General features: G+C 59.8%; 20 protein-coding genes and 1 other RNA gene. 9 read left to right on the top strand and 12 right to left on the bottom strand.

Going from position 1 to position 24,467, the window contains the following annotated elements:
• Positions 1 to 8: 8 nt before the first annotated feature.
• The 4 genes from ACMGF7_RS21180 to ACMGF7_RS21165 all read left to right on the top strand — a co-directional run bounded on the left by ACMGF7_RS21180 (position 9) and on the right by ACMGF7_RS21165 (position 4,487).
• On the top strand, positions 9 to 473 hold the full coding sequence (locus ACMGF7_RS21180; RefSeq protein ID WP_016927954.1) for an NlpC/P60 family protein: 465 nt from the start codon (positions 9 to 11) through the stop codon (positions 471 to 473).
• A gap of 59 nt (positions 474 to 532) precedes the next feature.
• Positions 533 to 1,546: a lipoate--protein ligase A gene (locus ACMGF7_RS21175; RefSeq protein ID WP_342134790.1), complete on the top strand. Its 1,014-nt coding sequence runs from the start codon at positions 533 to 535 to the stop codon at positions 1,544 to 1,546.
• A 510-nt stretch (positions 1,547 to 2,056) separates the two neighbouring features.
• Positions 2,057 to 2,788: an EAL domain-containing protein gene (locus ACMGF7_RS21170; protein WP_004931399.1), complete on the top strand. Its 732-nt coding sequence runs from the start codon at positions 2,057 to 2,059 to the stop codon at positions 2,786 to 2,788.
• A 256-nt stretch (positions 2,789 to 3,044) separates the two neighbouring features.
• Positions 3,045 to 4,487, top strand: coding sequence for a protein adenylyltransferase SelO (locus ACMGF7_RS21165; protein ID WP_197798827.1), 1,443 nt, complete (start codon positions 3,045 to 3,047; stop codon positions 4,485 to 4,487).
• 33 nt (positions 4,488 to 4,520) lie between these two features.
• Here the strand turns inward: ACMGF7_RS21165 and ACMGF7_RS21160 are convergent, their stop codons facing one another.
• From ACMGF7_RS21160 to ppsR, 9 genes are all read right to left on the bottom strand, one after another.
• Positions 4,521 to 5,306: a heme ABC transporter ATP-binding protein gene (locus ACMGF7_RS21160; protein WP_049239977.1), complete on the bottom strand. Its 786-nt coding sequence runs from the start codon at positions 5,304 to 5,306 to the stop codon at positions 4,521 to 4,523.
• Entirely contained in the window at positions 5,299 to 6,303 is a 1,005-nt protein-coding gene (locus ACMGF7_RS21155; protein ID WP_004931394.1) for a FecCD family ABC transporter permease, read from the bottom strand. Before ACMGF7_RS21155 ends, ACMGF7_RS21160 begins: the two co-directional genes overlap by 8 nt.
• Positions 6,303 to 7,133, bottom strand: coding sequence for a heme/hemin ABC transporter substrate-binding protein (locus ACMGF7_RS21150; RefSeq protein WP_085336982.1), 831 nt, complete (start codon positions 7,131 to 7,133; stop codon positions 6,303 to 6,305). The genes ACMGF7_RS21155 and ACMGF7_RS21150 overlap by 1 nt, the downstream gene beginning before the upstream one ends.
• Positions 7,130 to 8,167, bottom strand: a complete 1,038-nt coding sequence (locus ACMGF7_RS21145; RefSeq protein ID WP_015377711.1) for a hemin-degrading factor — start codon at positions 8,165 to 8,167, stop codon at positions 7,130 to 7,132. Before ACMGF7_RS21145 ends, ACMGF7_RS21150 begins: the two co-directional genes overlap by 4 nt.
• Positions 8,168 to 8,233: 66 nt before the next feature.
• Positions 8,234 to 10,315 (bottom strand): TonB-dependent hemoglobin/transferrin/lactoferrin family receptor, encoded by a 2,082-nt coding sequence (locus ACMGF7_RS21140; RefSeq protein ID WP_049239974.1) that lies wholly within the window; start codon positions 10,313 to 10,315, stop codon positions 8,234 to 8,236.
• A gap of 94 nt (positions 10,316 to 10,409) precedes the next feature.
• The gene (gene hemP, locus ACMGF7_RS21135) at positions 10,410 to 10,592 is read right to left on the bottom strand and encodes a hemin uptake protein HemP (protein WP_004931384.1); all 183 of its coding nucleotides are present in this window, start codon (positions 10,590 to 10,592) and stop codon (positions 10,410 to 10,412) included.
• A 171-nt stretch (positions 10,593 to 10,763) separates the two neighbouring features.
• A complete protein-coding gene (locus tag ACMGF7_RS21130) occupies positions 10,764 to 11,249 on the bottom strand; it encodes a glutathione peroxidase (protein ID WP_004931382.1) in 486 nt (161 codons plus the stop codon).
• A 105-nt stretch (positions 11,250 to 11,354) separates the two neighbouring features.
• Positions 11,355 to 12,401 (bottom strand): 3-deoxy-7-phosphoheptulonate synthase, encoded by a 1,047-nt coding sequence (locus ACMGF7_RS21125; protein ID WP_004931381.1) that lies wholly within the window; start codon positions 12,399 to 12,401, stop codon positions 11,355 to 11,357.
• A 197-nt stretch (positions 12,402 to 12,598) separates the two neighbouring features.
• The gene (ppsR, locus tag ACMGF7_RS21120) at positions 12,599 to 13,459 is read right to left on the bottom strand and encodes a pyruvate, water dikinase regulatory protein (protein ID WP_049239973.1); all 861 of its coding nucleotides are present in this window, start codon (positions 13,457 to 13,459) and stop codon (positions 12,599 to 12,601) included.
• Between the two features lie 459 nt (positions 13,460 to 13,918).
• Here ppsR and ppsA point away from each other — a divergent pair, with 459 nt between their 5' ends.
• Positions 13,919 to 16,297: a phosphoenolpyruvate synthase gene (ppsA, locus tag ACMGF7_RS21115; RefSeq protein WP_004931376.1), complete on the top strand. Its 2,379-nt coding sequence runs from the start codon at positions 13,919 to 13,921 to the stop codon at positions 16,295 to 16,297.
• A 109-nt stretch (positions 16,298 to 16,406) separates the two neighbouring features.
• Here ppsA and rprA read toward each other — a convergent pair.
• Both rprA and ydiK read right to left on the bottom strand, forming a co-directional pair.
• Positions 16,407 to 16,518: antisense sRNA RprA (rprA, locus tag ACMGF7_RS21110), an RNA gene on the bottom strand.
• Positions 16,519 to 16,773: 255 nt separating this feature from the next.
• Entirely contained in the window at positions 16,774 to 17,874 is a 1,101-nt protein-coding gene (ydiK, locus tag ACMGF7_RS21105) for an AI-2E family transporter YdiK (protein WP_004931374.1), read from the bottom strand.
• A gap of 245 nt (positions 17,875 to 18,119) precedes the next feature.
• Here ydiK and ACMGF7_RS21100 point away from each other — a divergent pair, with 245 nt between their 5' ends.
• On the top strand, positions 18,120 to 21,176 hold the full coding sequence (locus tag ACMGF7_RS21100; protein WP_015377716.1) for an FAD-binding and (Fe-S)-binding domain-containing protein: 3,057 nt from the start codon (positions 18,120 to 18,122) through the stop codon (positions 21,174 to 21,176).
• Positions 21,173 to 21,589: a 1,4-dihydroxy-2-naphthoyl-CoA hydrolase gene (gene menI, locus ACMGF7_RS21095; protein WP_004931370.1), complete on the top strand. Its 417-nt coding sequence runs from the start codon at positions 21,173 to 21,175 to the stop codon at positions 21,587 to 21,589. Before ACMGF7_RS21100 ends, menI begins: the two co-directional genes overlap by 4 nt.
• A gap of 45 nt (positions 21,590 to 21,634) precedes the next feature.
• On the opposite strand, the gene ACMGF7_RS21090 is transcribed toward menI, so the two are convergent.
• Complete coding sequence (locus tag ACMGF7_RS21090; RefSeq protein WP_004931369.1) at positions 21,635 to 22,039, bottom strand: hypothetical protein; 405 nt, start codon at positions 22,037 to 22,039, stop codon at positions 21,635 to 21,637.
• A 526-nt stretch (positions 22,040 to 22,565) separates the two neighbouring features.
• Between ACMGF7_RS21090 and sufA the strand changes: the two genes are divergently transcribed.
• Positions 22,566 to 22,937 carry a Fe-S cluster assembly scaffold SufA gene (sufA, locus tag ACMGF7_RS21085; protein WP_004931368.1) on the top strand — a complete coding sequence of 124 codons (372 nt, stop codon included), beginning with the start codon at positions 22,566 to 22,568 and terminating at the stop codon, positions 22,935 to 22,937.
• Positions 22,938 to 22,951: 14 nt separating this feature from the next.
• Positions 22,952 to 24,448, top strand: coding sequence for a Fe-S cluster assembly protein SufB (gene sufB, locus ACMGF7_RS21080; RefSeq protein ID WP_004931367.1), 1,497 nt, complete (start codon positions 22,952 to 22,954; stop codon positions 24,446 to 24,448).
• The last annotated feature ends 19 nt before the right edge of the window (positions 24,449 to 24,467 follow it).

Here is a 24,467-nt window from a genome sequence, read left to right as displayed (position 1 = left end):
GGGATATTATGCGGATGCGTGTGTGGTTTTTATTAGCCAGTTTGATCCTCGCCGGGTGTAGCAGCCATGCGCCGCCGCCCAGCGGCCGCCTCGCGGACTCTATCGTGGTGGTGGCCCAGCTCAACGAACAGTTGCGCCAATGGTACGGCACGCCATACCGTTACGGCGGTCTGGATCGCGGCGGCGTAGATTGTTCCGGCTTTGTTTACCGCACGTTCCGCGATCGCTTCGACATGCAACTGCCGCGTTCGACCGAAGAACAAACCTCACTGGGCACCAAGGTTTCACGCGATGAGCTGATGCCGGGCGATCTGGTGTTTTTCAAAACCGGCGGCGGAGAGAACGGCCTGCACGTCGGCATTTACGATACCAACGACCAATTTATCCACGCGTCGACCAGCCGCGGGGTGATCCGCTCCTCGCTCGATAACGTCTACTGGAAGCGGGTGTACTGGCAGGCGCGACGCATTTAGCCTTAACCCGTTGATTTGGTGTATCATGGCGGCATCTCGTGTTTTGAACGGTGCCTGCCATGAACAGCCTGCGTTTACTGATCTCCGACTCCTACGATCCCTGGTTCAACCTGGCGGTGGAAGAGTGCATCTTCCGCGAAATGACCACGCAAAAAATTCTCTTCCTGTGGCGCAATGCCGAAACGGTGGTGATTGGCCAGTCGCAGAACCCCTGGAAAGAGTGCAATACCCGGCGTATGGAGCAGGACGGCATTCGGTTGGCGCGGCGCAGCAGCGGCGGCGGGGCGGTATTTCACGATCTGGGCAATACCTGCTTCACCTTTATGGCCGGCAAACCGGGCTACGACAAGAGCGTCTCGACCGACATCATTCTGCAAGCGCTGCGGCAGTTGGGCGTCACAGCCGGCGCGTCGGGGCGCAACGATCTGGTGATGGAAACCGCCGACGGGCCGCGCAAAATATCCGGCTCGGCCTATCGAGAAACGCAGGATCGCGGTTTCCACCATGGCACGCTGCTGCTGAATGCCGATCTGGAACGGCTGGCGGACTACCTGAACCCGGATCCCAAAAAGCTGCAGGCCAAGGGTATCACTTCGGTGCGTTCGCGCGTCGCCAACCTGGCGGAGTTTTTGCCGGGCATCAGCCATGAGCAGGTATGCGACGCTATCGTGCAGGCCTTCTTCGCCCACTATGGCGAAACGGCCGAGCCGGAGATCATTTCGCCGGATGTATTCCCCGATCTGCCCGATTTTGCCGCGCAGTTCGCCAAACAGAGCAGTTGGGAATGGAATTTTGGCAAGGCGCCGGCGTTCAGCCACTTGCTCAACGAGCGTTTTGTCTGGGGCGGCGTAGACCTGTTCTTCGATGTGGAGAAGGGGGCGATTGTTCGCGCGCAGGTATTCACCGACAGCCTGAATCCCGCCCCGCTGCAGCGGTTGGCGGAGATTCTGGCGGGCTGCGCGTATCGAAGCGAGTCCGTTGCCGCTTGCTGTGACCGGCTGATGGCGGACTATCCTCAGCAGGCGGCCGAATTAACCGAGCTGCGGCAATGGCTGAGCGAAACGATCCGCTAGCGCAGGCCTGGTGATGAAGGGATGAGCGTGCTCATCCCTTTTTTTATCGCTGAAATCGACGTTTTGCATGGTGGTAGCGCAGATTTTCTGAAAATCAAGGTGGGCATTTTTTTACGTTTTCAATGCCGCGAATAACGGGCGGAATTGATGCGTTATTAAATTTAATCAGTCGTCGTTAACGGCAGGGAAAATTGGCGTTAAGAAGGAAAGATTATTTTACTTTATTTAGGATTTTTCTTAAATAAAACAAAGGAGATAAGTCAAATTTAGCCATAAATCCATTCAACTTAAGTCAAATACCTTTTCGCATAACGCGTTTGGCGGCTACCTTGGCATAAGTCCGGCTGCTTTTCTTTGCGCCTTTTACGATTGTCGTATAGCTTTAATCTATCAATTAAATGATATTTCATGGGTATTTACATTGATATTTCCGATTAATCCCAGAGGGATTGATCGATAAAATATATTGATATACGATGATACGCTAGCCATTCATCCTGTGGCATTAAAATGAACATCCAACTCGAAGCTGACTTTATTAGTAGCTATGTTTTTCAACCTGTTTACTCAATGGAGGGCGGGCTGTTGGCGGTGGAAATGTTGAGCCGTTTCAACAGTCTCGACGGTGATTTAGCCATGCCGGCCGAAATTGGGATTAATTTATTGGCGCCTGAACAAAGGATTGAGTTATTTAATGAGCAACTGAAACTTGCGGAGCAGCATGCGGCTTGGTTTACCGATAACAACGTACAGTTGACCATCAATATCGAAGAAACCATCGTTGAGCTTATTCTTTCCGATTCGGCGTTGTGCCAAAGGATCGGGCAATATCCTTTTATTGCATTTGAAATGAGTGAGAGTTTTCCGAATCTTTCGGCCGGTAAGAACAACCCGAGCGTGCGGCGATTAAGCGAAATGTTTACGCTGTGGCTCGATGATTTCGGTTCCGGTAAGGCCACGTTGACCGCGTTGTACGATGGTTTGTTTGACTACGTAAAGATAGACAAACGTTTTTACTGGCAGCTGTTTACCCATCAGGGGTATGACGTGGTCATTGACTCGTTGTTAAAGAATATCAACCTGTTATGTAACGGCGTGATCGTCGGAGGAATAGAGAAAAAAGAGTATTTTAATAAACTCAGATACGCCGGTGTTTTAGGCCTGCAAGGTTTTTTATGGCCCAGCGTTGGTGTGGATAATCTGCAAGCTTTGCTAACGATGCCCAGCGAGTTCAATAATTAAGAAGTGATATAAAAAACTACACCCTATGAGGTAAATAATGCGCGGGGTGAGGTTAACGTGATTCCGCCGTCGTTATTCACCTCGTTTGGGGCTGATAATCGCGTTTGTCCGCCAGCGTTAAACCGCGTTCCCACCGCCAGGCGGAAGCGCCAAACTCCCTGCATCCGTCCTGACGGCAGGCGGATGCGTTCTCCCTGCATTCCTTCGGTGTTAATCCGCCCGTTCACGCTCTACACTACGCTGAAACGGAGGGCCTATGCCGCAGTTCGATAACGCTTACTACCAACAGTTACCTGGTTTCTACACCGCTCTGAATCCGACGCCGCTCAAGGATACGCGCCTGCTGTACCATAGCGAGCCGCTGGCGCGCGAGCTGGGGCTGGATGAAAGTTGGTTTACTCAGGATAAAACCCCGATTTGGGCGGGAGAAACGCTGCTGCCGGGCATGCAGCCGCTGGCGCAGGTGTACAGTGGCCACCAGTTCGGCGTGTGGGCCGGGCAACTGGGCGATGGCCGCGGCATTTTGCTGGGCGAACAGGTCATGGCGGACGGCAGTCACCGCGACTGGCACCTGAAGGGCGCCGGGCTGACGCCGTATTCACGCATGGGTGATGGCCGCGCGGTGCTGCGTTCGGTTGTCCGCGAGTTTCTGGCCTCTGAGGCGTTGCACCATCTGGGGATCCCCACCACGCGTGCGTTAACTATTGTCACCAGTCAACAACCGGTATATCGCGAGCAGCCGGAACGCGGCGCGATGCTGCTGCGGGTGGCGGAAAGCCATGTGCGCTTCGGCCACTTCGAACACTTTTACTACCGCAAACAGCCGGAGCAGGTGCGGCAGCTGGCGGATTTCGTCATCGCCCGTCACTGGCCGCAGTTGCAGGATCAGGCCGAGCGTTACCTGATGTGGTTTACCGACGTGGTCGAACGTACGGCGCGCCTGATCGCCCATTGGCAAACCGTCGGATTCGCCCACGGCGTGATGAATACCGACAACATGTCGATTCTCGGCATCACCATCGATTACGGCCCTTACGGCTTCCTCGATGACTATCAGCCCGGCTATATCTGTAACCACTCCGACCATCAGGGGCGCTACGCTTTCGACAATCAACCGGCGGTGGCGCTGTGGAACCTGCATCGCCTGGCGCAAACACTGTCGGGGTTGATGAGCACTGAACAGCTGCAGCAGGCGCTGGCGGCGTATGAACCGGCGCTGATGCGCGCTTACGGTGAACAGATGCGCGCCAAACTCGGCTTCTTCACGCCGACGGCGCAGGATAATGACGTGCTCACCGGTCTGTTGAGCCTGATGGCGCAGGAAGGGCGGGACTATACCCGCACGTTCCGCCTGTTGAGCGAGACCGAACAGCAGCAGGCGCAGTCGCCGCTGCGCGACGAGTTTATTGACCGTGCGGCGTTCGATGCCTGGTATCAGCAGTATCGTCAGCGTTTGCAACAGGAGCAGGTGAGCGATGCGGATCGGCAACGATCGATGAAGGCGGTGAACCCGCGCCTGATCCTGCGCAACTATCTGGCGCAGCAGGCGATTGAGGATGCGGAGAAAGACGACGTCGGCCGTTTGCAGCGGTTGCATCAGGCTCTGCTGAGGCCGTTCGACGATGCGCCGGAGTATGACGATCTCGCCGCGCTGCCGCCGGACTGGGGCAAGCATCTGGAGATTTCCTGCTCCAGCTGAGATGAAAAAGGGCGCCTAATGGCGCCCTTGACGTTATTGACGCAGGTAGACCTGCGGCAGCGGCACTTCGGGATGATGTACTACGCCGAGATCGGCCTGATACCAGCGGGTGAGGATCTCTGTCTGCAGCACCTCCTGCGGCGTGCCGCTCGCCACCAGGCGCCCCTGATGCAACAGCAGGATCCGATCGGCGTACAGCGCGGCCAGATTAAGATCGTGCAGCACGCAGCAGACGCCCAACGGCTGTTGGCGCGTCAGCGAGCGCAGCAGGCGCAGGGTGTGCTGCTGGTGGTACAGATCCAGCGCCGAGGTCGGCTCGTCGAGAAACAGCCAGGCGGGGGACGGTTGCGGCTGCCACAGCTGCGCTAACACCCGCGCCAGTTGCACCCGCTGCTGTTCGCCGCCGGAAAGCTGACGGTAGTCGCGCTGCGCCAGCGCCAGGCAGTCGGTTTGCGCCATTACCTGCTGGATCGCCTGGTGCTGGTCGCGTTTGCCGTGCGGCGCCCGCCCCATGCTGACCACTTCTTCCACGCTGAAGGAAAACGCCAGATCGCTGTACTGGCGCATCACGGCCCGGACTTTGGCCAACTGTTGCGGTGCCCAGTGTTCCAGCGGGCGGTCAAGCAGCCGGCATTCGCCGCAGTCCGGCGTCAGATAGCCGGTCAGCAAGCGCAGCAGCGTCGATTTTCCGGCGCCGTTAGGGCCGATAATCGCCACCATTTCACCGCCGGCGAGGCTGAGCGAAACGTCGTTGATCAGGCGGCGCGCACCGAGGCTGTAACGCAGCTCTCGGGCCGTCAGGCAGGCGGCGTTATCCACCGGTTCGCTCCCGCTGGCGCATCACCAGCCACAAGAAGTAAGGACCGCCGATCAGGCTGGTCATCAACCCCACCGGCATTTCGGCCGGCGCCACCAGCGTGCGCGCCAGCGTATCGCTGACCAGCAACAGGCAGGCGCCGCCCAGCGCGGAGCAGGGCAGCAGCCAGCGGTGATCGCCGCCGAGGCGCATGCGCACCAGATGGGGCACCACCAGACCGACGAAGCCGATCACGCCGCTCATCGCCACCGCCGCGCCGATCAGCAGGGCGCTCAGCAACAGCAGCTGCAGCTTGGCGCGCTGGACATTCACCCCGAGGTAGTGGGCCTCTTCATCCCCCAGCTGCAACAGGTTCAGCCGGCGTGCCTGCAGCAGCGTCAGCAGCGCCGTAGGCAAAATCAGCGAGGCGGAAACCGCCAGCGTCGGCCACTGCGACTGGCTGAGGCTGCCCATCATCCACAGCGAGAACTGGCGCAGCTGTTGATCGCTGCTGACGTAGGAGAGCACGCCGATGGCCGCCATGCACAGGGCGTTGATGGCGATGCCCGCCAGCAGCAGTCGCGAAAGATTGCCATGCCCGCTGCGGCTGATGCCGTAGATCAATAACGATACCAGCAGGCTGCCGAGGAACGCCGCCAGCATATGGCCGTACAGCGCGATCGTCACCGGCAACGCCAGCGGCATCACGATGAACAGCGCGACAAACAGCGCGCCGCCGCTGCTGATGCCCAGCAGGCTAGGATCCGCCAGCGGGTTGCGGAACAGCCCCTGCATCACGGCGCCGGACACCGCCAGCGCGCAGCCGATCACCACCGCCAGCAGTACGCGCGGCAGGCGGATATTCAGCCAGATGTGCCAGGCGGCGTCGCTGAACGGTTCGCGCCACAGGGTGCGAAACGACAGCGTCAGCGCGCCCAGGTTGGCGGCGACCAGCGCCAGCAGCGTCAGCAGCACCAGCAGACCGATGATGGCCCACTGAGGCGAGGTGCGGCAGCGCATTACTTTTGCTCCGCCGCGTGGCGCAGCTTGGCCAGCGCCGCCGGCGTTTCCAGGCCGAAGCCTAACAGCGCCATGTCATCGACGATCAGCACGCGCCGCTGCTTGCCCGCCGGCGTCAGCGCCAGGCCCGGCAGCGTCCACAGCTGCTGTTCGCCGCCGAGGGTGCGCACGCCGTCGGTGGTGACCAGCAACAGATCCGGCGCGCTGGCGATCACGCCTTCCTGCGACAGCGGGCGGTAGCGGTCAAAGCCCTGCATGGCGTTTTTCAGGCCGGCGGCGGCGATCACCGCGTCGGCGGCGGTGTGTTGCCCGGCCGCCATCGGTGTAATGCCGCCGTGGCTCATGACAAACAACACCTTCACCGGCAGCGGAGAGGTGTCGACCGCCGCCAGCTGTTGTTGATAGCGCTCGCTCAGCTGTTTGCCTTGCTCAACGCGTTGCAACGCGGCGGCGATCGCGGCGATCTTCTGCGGCACCGCCTGCAGGGTGGTGTCACCCGGCACGCTGACCACTTTGACGCCGCTGTCCGCCAGCTGTTTGAGCACCAGCGCCGGCTGTGCCAGCTCGGTCGTCAGCACCAGCGTCGGCTTCAGCGCCAGAATGCCTTCGGCGTTCAGCTGGCGCATATAGCCGACGTCCGGCAGCTTTTTCACCGCTTCCGGGTGCAGGCTGGTGCTATCACGGGCGATCACGTCGCCGCCGGCGCCGAGCGCAAAGGCGATTTCCGTCACGTCGCCGCCGATCGAGACGATGCGCTGTGCCGCCGCGGCGGTGAGCGGCAGCGCCAGCGTCATCATCAGCGCCAGGCGGCGGATTAAGGAAGATTTCATGCGGCGATGTCCTTGGCGGCGAGCGCGGCAACCTGCTCGCGCCACTGGGTTTGTTCCGGCTGACCTTCGGTACGCTGGCCATACAGCTGCGCAATCTGCGTGCCGTCGGCGGCGAACAGCTCCAGGCTGGTGACGATGCCGTCCTTGGTCGGTTTGCGGGTGATCCAGCTTTCGGCGATGGCGCCTTCAATCAGATGCAGCGTGAAGCGGCGATTGAACACGTTGATCCAACCTTCCTGCGGCATCAAACGTTCGATCTGGCCGGTGAAAATCTGCACGCAGCCGCGGTTGCCGACGAATATCATGATCTCGTTTTGCTGCTGCTGCGCCGCTTCCAGCAGCTGCGACAGCGCGCTGTTGTCCACCTGATAGGCCAGATCGTCGCCGACGGCGCGGAAGGCCTGCTGGCGCGTGAGTTTATTGCGGCTCAGCAGCTGGAAGAACTGGTGAACGTCGGTCATCGCGCGCCATTCAGCGTCGATTTTGGCATGATCCTGCGTCGTTTCATCCGAGGTGCTCGCCTCGGCGGGCTGTAGGGCCAGCGCCGGGTTTTCTTCGCTCAGATGGCGCTCCACCAGTGCCATCCAGGCCGGCAGATCGGTTTCCTCGGTGGTGTAGACCTTGTGCAGCGCATCGCCCTGTTGGTCGAAGAACTGGATGCTGTGGCGCACGCCGCGTTTGTTGGTTTCGCTCATGGCGAAAACGCTGGTCCAGTGGTTGAGGAACAGACGCAGATCCAGCTCGCGCGGGTTGAGGATCAGCCCGGCGTGGCCGTTAAGGTGCTGGTTGCGGTAGCGGCCCATCTGCTCATGCACCGCATAGCTGTTGCGGGTGATGGATTTGGTGACGCCCACTTGCTCAAGCTCGGTCAGCAGGGTGCGCGCGTCGGCCTGCAGGCGGCGGGCGTCGTGGCCAACGCGGGCGTGCGTCAGTTCCGCTTCGCTGACGCCGAGGATCGCCGCCAGATCGCGGGCGTATTTGCCGGGGTGGTCGATTTTGGCCTGTTGGTAGCGTTCGTATAGGGTGTTGCTCATGCGGGATTCTCCTGCGCTGTAATGCGAACGGCGGACAACCGGGTTGTCCGCCAGATAGTCAAATGATTACCACTGGTAGCTGACCAGCAGTTTGGCGTTGCGGCCATCCTGCGGGATGCCCGGCGGCGAGTAATATTCTTTGTCGAAGGCGTTGCCCAGCACCACGGTTGTGGTGACGCCCTGCAGGCGGTCGCGGCCCTTATAGCTCAGATAGAAATCGTTGACGCCGTATCCGCCTTGTTCCGAGTAGGTGGCGGGCACTCGCTTGGCGCGCTCGGCGAAGGTGGCGACCCAGCCGACGGACAGACCGGTTTCGCCCAGTGGCACGTCCAGCGAGCTGGTGACGGTATCCGGGTTGATGTCGGCCAGCCATTCACCGGTCGCTTCATTTTTGCCACGGGTGCGGTTATAGGCCAAGTCCCAGCCGAACCACGGTGTTTTATAACTGAGTGCCGCGTCCCATCCCCAGATCTTGGCGCGATCGACGTTGGTTGAAAATGTGGTGCAGCTGATGCAGTAAGGCCCGCGTGGCCCACGTCCTATCTCCATGGTGTAATCGGGAGTGATGTAATCCTTAGCCTTGGTATCGAAGTAGCTGGCTTTGAACTGCAGGCTATCATCGGCCAGCATCAAATCATCGAAACGCAGACCAAATCCGTACTCTTGGGTTTCGTTGGTTTCTGGTTTCAAATTTGGGTTAGGCACCCAATAGTTGGTGAGGGTGGTAGGCCCCATGGGTATCGAAAAGTGTTTGGAGTCGTTGTACATCTCACCCATCGTCGGCGCGCGGAACGCCTGAGAGTAGGAGCCGAACAGCATCAACCAATCGGTGGGGGTAATGCTGACTGCGCCGCGTGACGACCACTTGTCAGCATTGACATCGGCATAACCGTCGCTTGAACCTTTGTAATTGTCATAGCGGGTGCCGGCGAGCAGCGTGATGGGCAGATCGCGCAGCGTAATTTCATCCTGCAGCCAGCCGGAGGCGAAGTTGATCTTGGCTTGCGGGAAGCTGGTGGTGGCGCCTCCCGGCTGCTGTTTCTGTTCATAGACCTCGGAGCCGTAGGTCAGCAGGTGTGACGCAAAGCTGTCGGCGAACAGGCGCGTGCGATTTTCCAGCTTGCCGCCGTTGGTGGTCTGCTTGCGGAATTCGTCGGTCGCGCCGACGTTGTGCGCATTGATTTTGACTTCCGAGGTGTACAGCTTGACGGTGGCGTCCAGCCAATCCTGGCCGACCGGCTTGAGCTTATAGCTCAGAGCAGCGTCGCGCTGAATGGTGGAACGGTTGGTCTTCGGGTTGCTGCTCGAGCTGTCCGGCGTCTGCGGGTTTTTCGGCTCTTGGGCGTCGTTGTTGTAATAACGCAGATCGCCGCTCAGCGACTGATTGTCGTCGATCTTCCAGGTGCCTTTGGCCAGCACGTTGCTGATGGTTTCGTCGTTAGGCGCATCGAAACCGTTGCCCTGACGCAGATTGCCGACGTCGCGAGTGCCGAACGACAGCAGGCCGTCGAGGTTATCGGTCTTGCCGTAGGCGCTGGCACCCATGCCCATACTGTGATCGCCGCTACCGGCAGTGCCGTAGACGCGGAACCCGCTATCGCGGCCCGGCAGCAGCAGATCGGCGGCATCGACGGTCTCGTAGGCGATGACGCCGCCCAGCGCGCCGCTGCCGTACAGCAGCGCAGAAGGGCCGCGCACGATTTCAATGCGCTTGACCAGCGCCGGATCGAGGAAGGTGCCGCCGATGTGGCCGGTATCGGTCCCCTGGCGAATGCCGTCGACCAGCGTCAGCACGCCGTTCTTGCCATAGCCGCGCATCGTCACATCCTGGCCGTTGCTGCGCCCGGTGCCGTTGACGGTGATGCCCGGCACGCGCCGCAGCATATCGGCGGCGGAGGTGGCGGTCTGGCTTTCCGGCGAATTGCCTTCGATGACCGTGACCATCATCGGCGCTTCAAAGCTGCTGCGTTGGTTGCCGGTGGCGACCACGGTCATGGTCTCGTCGGCGGCTTTGGCTTTTTTCGCCTGCGCCGCGTTGGAAGGGGATGTTGTGCTGGTGTTTTGTGCCAAGGCCACCGTAGGCAGAGCGCAGGCAATCGCCAGACTCAAAGCGGAAAAACGCAGCCGGGTGGAAAATGTCAGAGGCATGGTGCAACTCTCCGTATGTAATAAAACATATCAATAGATTTGCTGGCTGCCTGGATCAAACGATCGGGGTGGCTGGCGTTTGAGGATTCTGTGGTTATTTGGTCAGGATCAATTTCCCGGCTTTGGTCTGCCGCAGTTGATAGCGCTGGCCCTGATGGGTAATGAACGCGATGCCGTCGGCGCCGAGCAGCTGTGCACTGTCGTAGCTGGGCGGCGCGTTTGCGCTGTGCTCGTTCGGGGCCGCGGCGGCGGGGGTTGGCGTGTTGGCAGTATCCATCATCATTGTGCTTAAAAAACAGACCATTAAATGGTAATTAATATCAAACTGAGAATCATTATCATGTGAAGGAAAGGTTACATCAAGGAAAATTTTCTTACCGATGGAACCTTTTTGTCGAACGGGCATCCGGCGGCGGGCCGAGCGCACTCGGCCCGTAAAAAAGGGGCGTTATTTCAGCAGGGTTTCGATACGGTCGAACAGACGCTCGGGTTTGGTGATCGGCGCAAAACGCGTCACGCGCTGGCCGTCGGCGGTGAGCAGGAACTTGGTGAAGTTCCATTTGATGCGGTGGCTGCCGAGAATGCCGGGCGCCAGGCGTTTCAGCTCATTGAACAGCGGGTGCGCGCCGGGGCCGTTAACGTCGATCTTGCTGAACAGCGGGAAACTGACGCCGTAGTTAAGGCTGCAAAAATTGGCGATCTCCAGCGGGCTGCCCGGTTCCTGAGAACCAAACTGGTTGCAGGGGAAGCCGAGCACCATCAGGCCACGTTCGCGATAGTATTGCCACAGATTTTCCAGCCCGCGATATTGCGGGGTGAAGCCGCACTTGCTGGCGGTGTTGACGACCAGGTAAGCGCGCGCCGGGAAATCGCCCAGCGTTTTTTGCTCGCCCTGCAGCGTGACGCAGGGAATGGATAACAGAGAGTGAATCATGCCGGGGCTCCCAGTGCATTTCGGCGGGTGCTAAAGCGTTGCAATCAGTATAGATGAGCAGGGCGGGATGAATAAAGCCGGGGCAAGGCCCCGGCCTGTGCTGCGTCAGAAACGGCTATCGACCGCATCCGCCAGCATCGCCAGCAGCTGTTCGCTGTCGGACCAGCTCAGGCAAGGATCGGTGATCGACTGGCCATAGGTCAGCGGCTGGCCGGCGACGATCTTCTGCGTGCCTTCCACCAGGAAGCTTTCGGCCATCACGCCGGTGATGGCGGCGGAGCCGGCGCGGATCTGCTGGCAGACGTTGTCGGCCACTTCCAACTGGCGGCGATGCATTTTCTGACAGTTGCCGTGGCTGAAGTCGATCACCAGGTGCTCCGGCAGATCGAACTCGCGCAGGCTGTCACAGGCGGCGGCGATATCGCTGGCGTGGTAGTTCGGCGTCTTGCCGCCGCGCATGATGATGTGGCCGTACGGGTTGCCGCTGGTCTGGTAGATGGTCATCTGGCCATGTTTGTCCGGCGACAGGAACATGTGCCCGGCGCGCGCCGCGCGAATGGCGTCGATGGCGATGCGGGTATTGCCGTCGGTGCCGTTTTTGAAGCCGACCGGGCAGGAGAGCGCCGAGGCCATTTCACGGTGGATCTGGCTTTCGGTGGTGCGCGCGCCGATGGCGCCCCAGCTGATCAGGTCGGCGATATATTGGCCAACCACCATGTCCAGGAATTCGGTGGCGGTCGGCAGGCCGAGCTGGTTCACTTCCAGCAGCAGGCGGCGCGCCATTTCGATGCCGCGGTTCACCTGGAAGGTGCCGTCCAGCGCCGGATCGGAGATCAGGCCTTTCCAGCCGACGACGGTGCGCGGTTTTTCGAAATAGGTGCGCATCACGATCTCCAGGCGGTCCTGGTAACGTTCGCGCAGGGCGTTCAACCGGCCGGCGTAATCGACGGCGGCGTCGAGATCGTGAATGGAGCAGGGGCCGATCACCACCAGCAGGCGGCGGTCTTCGCCGGTGAGGATTTTTTCAATGCGTTTGCGTGACGCTGTCACGTTATCGGCGACGGCCGCCGAGATCGGCAGCTTGTCCGCCAACGCTTGCGGCGTGACGAGGCTGTCGATGCGCGCGGTCCGCAGTTCATCTGTTTTGTGCATGTTGTTCCCTGGAAACTGTTCTTCTCTGCGGCAGGAGTGCCGGGAAGTGATGGCGATCACAATAACGCAAAAAGCGCTGAATTCAACCGTAGAGATTGCGTTCTGTTGATCAAAGCCGCGAAAAAAAGCACAAAAAAATCAGCTGCTGCTGAAATAAACGGCAGGCGGCGGGGCGCGACGGCCCCGCGAGGAAAAGATCAGAACATGCGGCGGCTCATGCCAAGGATGTCGAGGATTTTGGTGGAGATCTCTTCGACCGAATAGTTGGTGGTATTGAGATAGCGGATCTGGTTTTTGCGGAACAGCGCCTCGACCTCGGCGATCTCCATGCGGCACTGGCGCAATGAGGCGTAGCGGCTGTTTTCGCGCCGTTCTTCGCGGATCGCCGCCAGGCGCTCCGGATCGATGGTCAGGCCGAATAATTTATGCTGAAACGGTTTCAGCGAGGCCGGCAGGTGCAAATTGTCCATATCGTCGGCGATAAACGGGTAGTTGGCGGCGCGGATGCCGAACTGCATCGCCAGATAAAGGCTGGTGGGGGTTTTGCCGCAGCGCGACACGCCGAGCAGGATCACCTGCGCCTGATCGAGGTTGCGCAGCGAAATGCCGTCGTCATGCGCCAGGGTATAGTCGATGGCGGCAATGCGCGCGTCGTACTTGCCGAGGTTGCTGGCGGTCAGGCCGTGGGTGCGGTTCGGCACCGGCGTCGGCTCCACCTCCAGCTCACCCTGCAGCGGGCCGACCAGCGCCTGCACGATATCCTGACAGAAGCCTTGGCTCTGAACGATCACGTCGCGCACTTCCGGCGAGATGATGGAGTAAAACACCAGCGGCCGTACACCGGTTTCATTATAGATATCATCGATTTGTTGGCGAACTGCGCGTGCGCGCGCCTCGGTTTCGACAAACGGCAAGGTGTACGTGGTCGCCGTGACCGGGAACTGCGACAGCACCGCGTGCCCCAGCACTTCGGCGGTGATCGCCGTACCATCCGAAATATAAAAAACGCTTCTTTCCACCCGAGGCTCCTTACCTGAAAACGGTGTTCCTGCTGTCATCACTGCCAATATCATGAGCCGCAGACGATCCGCGGGTAAAGGGGAGAGGGAAAAAATTGTGACGGCGGAGCGGTAAAGCGTCTTGCGGCGGCGCACGAAGAAAAGCGCGCTTTGGCGGCGGTAGAAATCGCGGCGCAGCGACGCTGTTCGAGCCGAAACGTAAATTTGTCGCTATTTTCACCAAAAACGATAGCGTTTGCGTGGTCATTAAAACAGAATTTTAAAAAGAGCGTAATTTGTTGAGAACTAAGCTTTTCGTGCGATTGGGAACGGTTCCCAGGCAAATCAGCCGGTTAGGACATTCTCTTAAAAACCACTTTCTTCAGTGGGTTGATCGATTCACCTTTCCATTTTCCCCGGATCAGTGTGCTAGTCTGATTCGGCTCCGTGTTAGCGGTGCCGTAAAGCAAGCGAATTAAATCCGTCTTTACCCTACTGATAGCAATAAGGATTGTCTCGATGTCCAACAATGGCCCAGACTTGCGTAATGTGCTTTGGTACAACCAGCTTGGCATGCACGACGTTGACCGTGTCGGCGGCAAAAATGCCTCCCTCGGTGAAATGATCACCAATCTTTCCGATTTGGGCGTGGCCGTGCCTAACGGTTTTGCCACCACCGCACAGGCGTTTAACGATTTTCTCGAACAAAGCGGTGTTAACCAGCGCATCTATCAGTTACTGGATCAGACTGACGTTGACGACGTTGCCCAACTGGCCAAGGCCGGCGCCCAGATCCGCCAATGGGTGATCGACACGCCGTTCCACGCCGAGTTCGAGCGTGAAATTCATCAGGCTTACCAACAGCTCGCCGACGGCGAACCGGAAGCTTCCTTTGCGGTGCGCTCCTCGGCCACGGCGGAAGACATGCCGGACGCCTCCTTTGCCGGTCAGCAGGAAACCTTCCTCAACGTGCAGGGCATCGACGCCGTAATGGTGGCGATCAAGCACGTGTTCGCGTCGCTGTTCAACGATCGCGCCATCTCTTATCGCGTGCACCAGGGCTACGATCACCGCGGCGTGGCGTTGTCGGCCGGCGTACAGCGCATGGTGCGTTCGGATCTGGCCTCCTCGGGCGTGATGTTCACCATCGACACCGAGTCCGGCTTTGATCAGGTGGTCTTCATCACCTCCGCTTTCGGCTTGGGTGAAATGGTGGTGCAGGGCGCGGTGAACCCGGATGAGTTCTACGTGCACAAACCGACGCTGCAAAACGGCAAGCCGGCGATCGTGCGCCGTAACCTGGGTTCGAAAAAGATCCGCATGGTATACGCGCCGTCGCAGGATCACGGCAAGCAGGTGCGCATCGAAGACGTGCCGGAAGCGCAGCGCAGCCGTTTCTCGCTGACGGATGAAGAAGTGCAGGCGCTGGCGCAGCAGGCGATCCTGATCGAAAAACATTACGGCCGCCCGATGGATATCGAGTGGGCGAAAGACGGCCATACCGGCAAGCTGCTGATCGTGCAGGCGCGCCCGGAGACCGTACGCTCCAACGAGCAGACCATGGAACGCTACCAGCTGAACGGCACCAGCCCGGTGCTGGTGGAAGGCCGCGCCATCGGCCACCGCATCGGCGCCGGTCCGGTGAAAGTGATCCACGACATCAGCGAAATGGATCGCATCCAGCCGGGCGACGTGCTGGTGACCGACATGACCGACCCGGACTGGGAGCCGATCATGAAGAAGGCCGCCGCGATCGTCACCAACCGCGGCGGGCGCACCTGTCACGCGGCGATCATCGCCCGTGAGCTGGGCATTCCGGCGGTGGTGGGCTGTGGCCACGCCACTGACGTGCTGAAAGACGGCCAGAAAGTCACCGTCTCCTGCGCGGAAGGCGACACCGGCTTCGTTTACAGCGACATGCTGGACTTCAGCGTGCAGAGCTCCGAAGTGACCGAGCTGCCGGATCTGCCGCTGAAGATCATGATGAACGTCGGCAACCCGGATCGCGCTTTCGACTTCGCGCGTTTGCCGAACGAAGGCGTGGGCCTGGCTCGGCTGGAATTTATCATCAACCGCATGATCGGCGTGCACCCGCGCGCGCTGCTGGAGTTCGACCAGCAGACGCCGGCGCTGCAAAATGAAATTCGCGCGCTGATGCAGGGTTACGATCACCCGGTCGAGTTCTACGTCGGTCGCCTGACCGAAGGCATCGCGACGTTGGGCGCCGCCTTCTGGCCGAAGCGCGTGATCGTGCGTCTGTCCGACTTCAAATCCAACGAGTACGCCAACCTGGTGGGCGGCGACAAGTATGAACCGCACGAAGAGAACCCGATGTTGGGCTTCCGCGGCGCCGGCCGTTACGTGGCCGACAGTTTCCGCGATTGCTTCGCGCTGGAGTGCGAGGCGGTGAAACGCGTGCGTAACGATATGGGGCTGACCAACGTCGAAATCATGGTGCCGTTCGTGCGCACCGTGGCGCAGGCGGAAGCGGTGGTGGCCGAGTTGGCGCGTCAGGGGCTGAAACGCGGCGAAAACGGGTTGAAAGTGATCATGATGTGCGAAATCCCGTCCAATGCGCTGTTGGCGGATCAGTTCCTCGAGCACTTCGACGGCTTCTCCATCGGCTCCAACGACATGACTCAGCTGGCGCTGGGGCTGGATCGCGATTCCGGCGTAGTGTCGGAACTGTTCGACGAGCGCAACGAGGCGGTGAAAGCGCTGCTGTCGATGGCGATTCAGGCGGCCAAGCGCCACGGCAAATACGTCGGCATTTGCGGCCAGGGCCCGTCTGACCATGAAGACTTCGCCGAGTGGCTGATGGAGCAGGGCATCGACAGCCTGTCGCTTAACCCGGACACTGTGGTGCAGACCTGGATCAATTTGTCGAAAAAGAAATAATGTCTCGGCCTCACTGAGGCATTAACGCCGGGCCGCAGTTAACGCTGCGGCCTTTTTATTTCCGAATGTAAATAACGGCGCGTAAAATAATCAATTCGACGAAAAAAGAATAAAAAAAAGCCCACCGTAGGAGATGGGCAAAGACTACACACAGCAATTCACATGTATGGCATTACATTGTTCAGAAAGGTTGCTTTAAAATCAGTGATTTGAAGCAATAGATGGCCATAATACTAGATTTTTGAACGCGACTAGTCATTAAGAATCATCCTAATCGATAGCGGCATCACATTTTATTTGCGGGAGTTATCTCTTTTTTCCGTTTGCAACAAACAGGGATTTACATTGCACCTTTCATTCGCCGTACCGTAATCAATATAGGGCGGCATTATATTGGGCGGAGATATTACTCGAATGAGGTAGGAATAATGACGGGCGTGAAAAGTTCCGCCCGACGGTGCGGGCGGAAGGGGGAATTAGCGTTTTTCCAGCTCGTCGATGACTTGCTCCGGCGCGGAGGTCGGCTCCGGCGCTTCATCCATCCAGGCGGTCAGCAGGCGATAAGACACCGCCAACACCACCGGGCCGATGAACAGGCCAATCATGCCGAAGGCCAGCAAACCGCCGATAACGCCGGACAGGATCAGCAGCAGCGGCAGATCGGCGCCCATGCGGATCAGCACCGGGCGCAGCACGTTATCCAGCGTGGCCACCACGCAGCTCCAGACCAGCAGCACGGTGCCCCAGGTGGTGTCGCCGTGCCAGTACAGCCAGATGATGGCCGGCACCAGCACCAACAGCGGCCCCAATTGCGCCACACAGCAGATGAAGATCAGCATCGTCAGCAGAGTGGCGGCAGGAATGCCGCTTACCGCCAGACCGATGCCGCCCAGCACCGACTGCACCAACGCCGTCACCACCACGCCCAGCGCGACGGCGCGAATTGCCTGGCCGCCCAGCAGCACCGCCGCATCGCCGCGCGCGGAACCGAGGCGCACCGCAAAGTGGCGGATACCCAGCGCCACCTGTTCGCCGCGCGCGTACAACAAGGCGCTGAACAGCAGCATCAGCGCGCAGTGCAGCAGCAGACGGCCGATATGCGCCGCCTGCGCCACGAACCAGGTGGCGGTTTGGCCAAAGTACGGCTGCACCTTCGCCAGCAGCGCGGCGCCGCCGGCGTTAACCAGCGTGTGGTAGCTGGTATAGAGTTTGTCGCCGATCATCGGCACGGACTGCAGCCAGGCGAGATCGGGAATATGCAGTTTGCCCGGCGAACTGGCCCAGGCGATCAGCGGCGCGCTGTTATCCACCACGCTGCTGATCAGCAGTGAGATAGGCAGAATGAACAGCAGGATCAGCAGCAGGGTCATGACCAACACCGCCAGCGAACGGCGGCCCCACAGCAGCTTTTGCAGTTTGAGCAGCAGCGGCCAGGTGGCGATCACCACCATGCCCGCCCAGGCGAAGCCGAGAATAAACGGTTGGATCACCCAAAAACAGGCGACGATCATGATGGCGATAAACAGCACGCCGAAAATAATTCGCGGTAAGTCGTAACGCGATTGCGGGAGTGGCATCAGTGGGTTCTCATCCTGGTCAATTAAATCCCTGGCACCGGCGAATCGGGGTGCCTGTCGGTCGGTTTCTCACCGCCGGGCGGCCGCCTGTGGCGGCGCTCGCAGGGCGGTAATAATGTGAATGCCTTCACTAAACGAGTATGTTAGTTTTTAGTGTCACTAAAAAATAGGGTGGGTCTGAATTAAAGGCCCGATTCAGCGTACATCAGCGCATAAAAAATAGACGGACAGGGTCAAAAAAGCGAATGATCCCACAGATTTCTCAGGCGCCCGGCCTGGTTCAACGGGTGCTCGACTTTTTGGAAGCACTGAAGCAAAACGGATTCAACGGCGATACCGCCACCAGCTATGCCGACCGGCTGACGATGGCCACCGACAACAGTATCTATCAGCTGCTGCCCGATGCGGTGGTGTTCCCCCGTTCCACCGCCGACGTGGCGCTGATCGCCCGTCTGGCCGGAGAAGAGCGCTTCAATACGCTGACCTTCAGCCCGCGCGGCGGCGGCACCGGCACCAACGGCCAGTCGCTCAATACCGGCATCGTGGTCGATATGTCGCGCCATATGAACCGCATTCTGGAGATCAACGTCGAACAGGGCTGGGTGAAAGTCGAAGCCGGGGTGATCAAGGATCAGTTGAATCAATACCTGCGGCCGTTCGGCTACTTCTTCTCGCCGGAACTGTCCACCAGCAACCGCGCCACGCTGGGGGGAATGATCAACACCGATGCCTCCGGCCAGGGCTCGCTGGTGTACGGCAAAACCTCCGATCACGTGTTGGGGCTGCGGGCGGTGCTGCTGGGCGGTGAGATGATCGATACCCGCGCCATGCCGACGGCGCTGGCGGAAACGATTGCTCTGGAAGAGACCGCCGAAGGGCGCATCTACCGCACGGTGCTCAACCGCTGCCGCGAGCAGCGCGCGCTGATCCTGGAGAAATTCCCCAAGCTCAACCGCTTCCTCACCGGTTACGATCTGCGCCACGTGCTGAGCGACGATCTGCAAACCTTCGATTTGACGCGTATTCTGACCGGCGCCGAGGGCACGCTGGCGTTTATCACCGAGGCGCGGCTGGACATCACGCCGCTGCCGAAAGTGCGCCGCCTGGTCAACGTGAAGTACGATTCCTTCGACTCGGCGCTGCGCAATGCGCCCTTTATGGTCGAGGCCAAGGCGCTGTCGGTGGAAACCATCGATTCCAAGGTGCTGAACCTGGCGCGTGAAGACATCGTTTGGCACTCGGTGAACGAACTGATCGCCGACGTGCCGGATAAAGAGATGCTCGGGCTGAACATCGTCGAGTTCGCCGGCGACGATCGGGCGCTGATCGACGGCCAGATGGAGGCCCTGTGCCAACGGCTGGACGAATTGATCGCGCAGCGGCAGGGCGGCGTGATCGGGTACCAGATCTGCGGCGATCTGGCGGGCATCGAGCGCATTTACAACATGCGCAAGAAGGCGGTCGGGCTGCTGGGCAACGCCAAAGGGCGCGCCAAGCCGATTCCGTTCGCCGAGGACACCTGTGTGCCGCCGCAACATCTGGCGGACTATATCGTCGAATTTCGGCAACTGCTCGATGACCACAATCTGAGCTATGGCATGTTTGGCCACGTCGACGCCGGGGTGCTGCACGTGCGCCCGGCGCTCGACATGTGCGACCCGCAGCAGGAAGTGCTGATGAAGCAGATCTCCGATCGGGTGGTGGCGCTGACCGCCAAATACGGCGGCCTGCTGTGGGGGGAACACGGCAAGGGGTTCCGCGCGGAATACAGCCCTGAATTCTTCGGAGAAACGCTGTATGAAGAGCTGCGCCGCATCAAGGCGGCGTTCGATCCGGATAACCGCCTGAACCCAGGCAAGATCTGTTCGCCGCTGGCGGTGGATGCGCCGATGATGCAGGTGGACGCGGTCAAACGCGGCACCTTCGATCGCCAGATCCCGGTCGAGGTGCGCACCTCGTTCCGCGGCGCGCTGGAGTGTAACGGCAACGGCCTGTGCTTCAACTTCGACGTGCGCAGCCCGATGTGCCCGTCGATGAAGATCAGCGGCAACCGCATTCATTCGCCGAAAGGGCGGGCGACGCTGGTGCGAGAGTGGCTGCGTCTGTTGGCCGAGCAGGGGGTCGATCCGCTGGCGCTGGAGAAACAGCTGCCGCAGCAGCGCCTCAGCTTGCGCGGCCTGATCGAGAAAACCCGCAACAGCTGGCACGCCGGCAAGGGTGAGTATGACTTCTCGCACGAAGTGAAAGAGGCGATGTCCGGCTGCCTGGCCTGTAAGGCCTGTTCAACCCAGTGTCCCATCAAGATTGACGTGCCGGGATTCCGTTCGCGCTTCCTGCAGCTTTACCACACTCGCTATCTGCGCCCGGTAAGCGACTACATGGTCGCCGGCGTGGAGAGCTATACCCCGTTGATGGCCCGCGCGCCGAAGGTGTTCAACTTCTTCTTCCGCCAGCCGTGGCTGCGGGAGATGAGCCGCAACGCCATCGGCATGGTCGATCTGCCGCTGTTGTCCAGCCCGACGCTGCGTCAGCAGCTGTCCGGCCACCGCGCGACCACGTTGACGCTGGAGCAGTTGGAAGGGCTGAGCGCCGAGCAGCGCGCAGAACACGTGTTGATCGTCCAGGATCCGTTCACCAGCTATTACGACGCCAAAGTGGTGGCGGACTTTGTTCGGCTGGTGGAGAAGCTCGGCTATAAACCGGTGCTGCTGCCGTTCTCACCGAACGGCAAGGCGCAGCATGTGAAGGGCTTCCTGACGCGGTTCGCCCGCACCGCGCGCAAAACCGCCGATTTCCTCAACCGTGTGGCGCAGCTAGGCATGCCGCTGGTGGGCGTCGATCCGGCGCTGGTGCTGTGCTACCGCGACGAATACCGCGAGATCCTCGGCGCCGAGCGCGGCGATTTCCAGGTGCAGCTGGTGCATGAATGGCTGCAGCAGCGGATCGCGGATCGTGCCGAACAGCCGGCGACCGGCGAGCCGTGGTATCTGTTCGGCCACTGCACCGAAACCACCGCGTTGCCGGCCAGCGGCCAACAGTGGGCGGCGATCTTCGCCCGCTTCGGCGCCAAACTGGAGAGCGTCAGCGTCGGTTGCTGCGGCATGGCGGGCACTTACGGCCATGAAGCCAGGAACCTGCAAAACTCGCTCGGCATTTATGAGCTATCATGGCATCCGACGCTACAGCGTTTGCCGCGGCAGCGCTGCCTGGCGACCGGCTATTCCTGCCGCAGCCAGGTGAAACGCATCGAGGGCAATGGCGTGCGCCACCCATTACAGGCACTTCTGGAGATGATTGAGTGAAATTGTGGAAACGTGAAACATCGCTGGAGCAGCTGAACCGCGCCGGCGACGGCTGCATGGTCAGCCATGTGGGCATCGAGTTTACCCAACTGGGCGAGGATTTCCTCGAGGCCACCATGCCGGTCGATAGCCGTACCCGGCAGCCGTTCGGGCTGTTGCACGGCGGGGCGTCGGTGGTGCTGGCGGAATCGATGGGATCGATGGCCGGCTACCTGTGCAGTGAGGGCGAGCAGAAAGTGGTGGGGCTGGAGATCAACGCCAACCACCTGCGCGCGGTGTTCGATGGCCAGGTGCGCGGGGTGTGCCGCGCACTGCACGTCGGCCGTCGCCATCAGGTGTGGCAAATCGAGATCTTCGACGCGCGCGATCGGTTGTGCTGCACCTCGCGTCTGACCACGGCGGTCATCGACTGATCCCCGCCGCTTTCCGCAGGCGATCGGCCTGCGGAGCCTTTCGCTTTACAGCTGAAACGGCACGCGTTTGACGAAGTCCTTCTGAAACGCGTTCGCCTTCTCCCAGGTGCCTTCCATCGCATATTTTTGGCAGATCAGCGTCAGCGTATGGCGGGCGAAGTGGTAGCTTTGCACCCGAAACAGCTGGCAACGCTGTGGGTTGTTGATCTCGACGATCAGCCGGTTGTGCAGCTTGCTGAGCGCGTGCAGGTAGCTGTCGTCGTCGCCGTTCTCCAGACACAAATTGGCCATGGTCAGGCTGACGCTGTTGTACCGCTTCAGGTGGTCGATATTGCATTCCGGGCGCCGTAGCGCCGCTTCGGCCATGTAAAAGTCCACCGTGGCGTCGCGCACGCTGAATTTGTAGTCATCAATCTTGCCCAGCAACCATGCGTTGATCGAAAGAGTCATTGGCTTCGCGCTCAAATTCAAATTGAATGATAATCATTATCATATAAACTGCCGCGCTGCCGATCAATCCCCGGCGTGGCGTTTTTTCATCGCGCGGGGTGTAAAAGGCCGCCGACGACCCAACTTGATGCTGAGCGACTAAACTTTAACCTGAGGGCGCGCGCTTGCGCTGCGCCACGAAATGCCGATAAACGCACATTTACGACAGACAGAATGCAGAAATAGGTATTTTCTATGAATGTTTAGATCGGCAACGTACCGCGGCGCTGTAACGCTGACGGGCCACCGGGGAGTGCGGTACGGTGATGCAGGATAAAGAATAAATTCATAGGGATAGCATGCACACCTTGCCGCCAGACGCCGCAAGCCGCCACGGATGTCCCGCTGGCTTGCCGCACGCCGCAGCGAAAAACCGCGCTTGCGGCGGATACCCCCGCAAAACAAACGGTTGAAGTGATAATCGTTATCACTAACATATAAGCAACCCAGATTGGCTGTGGCCAAACACGAGTGTGAGGTAGACCCTATGCAAACGGAAAATGTCGGCACTTTTTCTCTGGATGAAAATGTCTGGCAAGGCATTTCGCTCAGCGACAGCGCCGTACGACAAATAACCAAACTGATGCAGCAGGATCCGCAGGTGAAAGGGCTGCAGCTAGGGGTGAAACAATCCGGCTGCGCCGGCTTTGCCTATGTGCTGGATCTGACCCGCGAACCCGCCGATGACGATCTGCTGTTTGAGCGCGACGGCGCCAAACTCTATGTGCCGCTGAAGGCCATGCCGTTCATCGATGGCACCACGGTAGATTACGTCCGCGAAGGGCTGAATCAGATATTCAAATTCAACAACCCTAAAGCTCAGCATGCCTGCGGGTGCGGCGAGAGCTTTGGCGTTTGAGCGATGCAATCAACATGACACGAAGCAATGTAGAAATGCCTAATGAAGTGCAGGCTTGGGTCAGCGAAGGTCGCTACAAAGAAGGTTTCTTCACCCAGCTGGCAACCGATGAGTTGGCCAAGGGCATCAACGAAGAGGTGGTGCGCGCCATCTCGGCCAAGCGCAACGAACCCGAGTGGATGCTGGAATTCCGCCTTGAGGCTTATCGCGCCTGGCTGCAGATGGAAGAGCCGCACTGGCTGAAGGCCAATTACGAACGCCTGAACTACCAGGACTACAGTTACTATTCGGCGCCGTCCTGCGGCAGCTGCGACGATGCATGCGGTTCGCAACCCGGCGCCGAGCAGCAACCGGGCGCGGCGACGGAAAAAGATTACCTGACCAGCGAAGTGGAGCTGGCGTTCAACCAGCTCGGCGTGCCGGTGCGCGAGGGCAGCGAGGTGGCGGTGGACGCCATCTTCGACTCGGTCTCGGTCGCCACCACCTACCGTGAAAAACTGGCGGAGAGCGGGGTGATCTTCTGTTCGTTCGGCGAAGCGATCCAGGAATACCCGGATCTGGTGCGTCAATACCTGGGGCGCGTGGTGCCGTCCAACGATAACTTCTTCGCTGCGCTGAACGCCGCGGTGGCCTCCGACGGCACCTTCGTCTATGTGCCGAAAGGCGTGCGCTGCCCGATGGAGCTGTCGACCTACTTCCGCATCAACGCCGCCAAAACCGGCCAGTTCGAGCGCACCATCCTGATCGCCGACGAAGGCAGCTACGTCAGCTATATCGAAGGCTGTTCCGCCCCGGTGCGCGACAGCTACCAACTGCATGCGGCGGTGGTGGAAGTGATCCTGCATAAAGACGCCGAAGTGAAATACTCGACGGTGCAGAACTGGTTCTCCGGCGGCGAGAGCAAGGGCGGTATCCTCAACTTCGTCACCAAACGCGCGCTGTGCGAAGGCGCCGGTTCGAAAATGTCCTGGACCCAGTCGGAAACCGGCTCGGCCATCACCTGGAAATACCCGAGCGTGATTTTGCAGGGCGACAACTCGATCGGCGAATTCTTCTCGGTGGCGCTGACCAGCGGCCATCAGCAGGCGGATACCGGCACCAAGATGATCCACATCGGCAAAAACACCAGGTCGACCATCATCGCCAAAGGCATCTCCGCCGGCCACAGCGAGAACACCTATCGCGGCCTGGTGAAAATCCTGCCGGGGGCGGAAAACGCCCGTAATTTTACCCAGTGCGACTCGATGCTGATCGGGCCGGACAGCGGTGCCCACACGTTCCCTTACGTTGAAGCGCGCAACAACAGCGCTCAGCTGGAGCACGAAGCCACTACCTCGAAGATCGGCGATGACCAGCTGTTCTACTGCCTGCAGCGCGGCATCAGCGAGGATGACGCCATTTCGATGATCGTCAACGGTTTCTGCAAGGACGTTTTCTCCGAGCTGCCGCTGGAGTTCGCCGTCGAGGCGCAAAAACTCCTGGCCATCAGCCTGGAACACAGCGTGGGTTAATCGCCGCATTTTTAGCGCC

The sequence above is a fragment of the Serratia sp. BNK-17 genome (genome assembly GCF_048684935.1).
Classification (GTDB): domain Bacteria; phylum Pseudomonadota; class Gammaproteobacteria; order Enterobacterales; family Enterobacteriaceae; genus Serratia; species Serratia nematodiphila.
This window is presented reverse-complemented; position numbering and strand designations above follow the sequence as displayed.

Excerpts from the sequence above, each read along its gene's own strand:
- ACMGF7_RS21130 (WP_004931382.1), bottom strand. The coding sequence starts at position 11,249 with ATGATTCACTCTCTGTTATCCATTCCCTGCGTCACGCTGCAGGGCGAG.
- sufB (WP_004931367.1), top strand. The coding sequence starts at position 22,952 with ATGACACGAAGCAATGTAGAAATGCCTAATGAAGTGCAGGCTTGGGTC.
- ACMGF7_RS21140 (WP_049239974.1), bottom strand. The coding sequence starts at position 10,315 with ATGCCTCTGACATTTTCCACCCGGCTGCGTTTTTCCGCTTTGAGTCTG.
- ACMGF7_RS21100 (WP_015377716.1), top strand. The coding sequence starts at position 18,120 with ATGATCCCACAGATTTCTCAGGCGCCCGGCCTGGTTCAACGGGTGCTC.
- ACMGF7_RS21180 (WP_016927954.1), top strand. The coding sequence starts at position 9 with ATGCGGATGCGTGTGTGGTTTTTATTAGCCAGTTTGATCCTCGCCGGG.
- ACMGF7_RS21150 (WP_085336982.1), bottom strand. The coding sequence starts at position 7,133 with ATGAAATCTTCCTTAATCCGCCGCCTGGCGCTGATGATGACGCTGGCG.
- ppsA (WP_004931376.1), top strand. The coding sequence starts at position 13,919 with ATGTCCAACAATGGCCCAGACTTGCGTAATGTGCTTTGGTACAACCAG.
- ACMGF7_RS21090 (WP_004931369.1), bottom strand. The coding sequence starts at position 22,039 with ATGACTCTTTCGATCAACGCATGGTTGCTGGGCAAGATTGATGACTAC.
- ACMGF7_RS21165 (WP_197798827.1), top strand. The coding sequence starts at position 3,045 with ATGCCGCAGTTCGATAACGCTTACTACCAACAGTTACCTGGTTTCTAC.
- hemP (WP_004931384.1), bottom strand. The coding sequence starts at position 10,592 with ATGGATACTGCCAACACGCCAACCCCCGCCGCCGCGGCCCCGAACGAG.
- ACMGF7_RS21155 (WP_004931394.1), bottom strand. The coding sequence starts at position 6,303 with ATGCGCTGCCGCACCTCGCCTCAGTGGGCCATCATCGGTCTGCTGGTG.
- sufA (WP_004931368.1), top strand. The coding sequence starts at position 22,566 with ATGCAAACGGAAAATGTCGGCACTTTTTCTCTGGATGAAAATGTCTGG.
- ydiK (WP_004931374.1), bottom strand. The coding sequence starts at position 17,874 with ATGCCACTCCCGCAATCGCGTTACGACTTACCGCGAATTATTTTCGGC.
- ACMGF7_RS21145 (WP_015377711.1), bottom strand. The coding sequence starts at position 8,167 with ATGAGCAACACCCTATACGAACGCTACCAACAGGCCAAAATCGACCAC.
- ACMGF7_RS21170 (WP_004931399.1), top strand. The coding sequence starts at position 2,057 with ATGAACATCCAACTCGAAGCTGACTTTATTAGTAGCTATGTTTTTCAA.
- ACMGF7_RS21175 (WP_342134790.1), top strand. The coding sequence starts at position 533 with ATGAACAGCCTGCGTTTACTGATCTCCGACTCCTACGATCCCTGGTTC.
- ppsR (WP_049239973.1), bottom strand. The coding sequence starts at position 13,459 with ATGACAGCAGGAACACCGTTTTCAGGTAAGGAGCCTCGGGTGGAAAGA.
- ACMGF7_RS21125 (WP_004931381.1), bottom strand. The coding sequence starts at position 12,401 with ATGCACAAAACAGATGAACTGCGGACCGCGCGCATCGACAGCCTCGTC.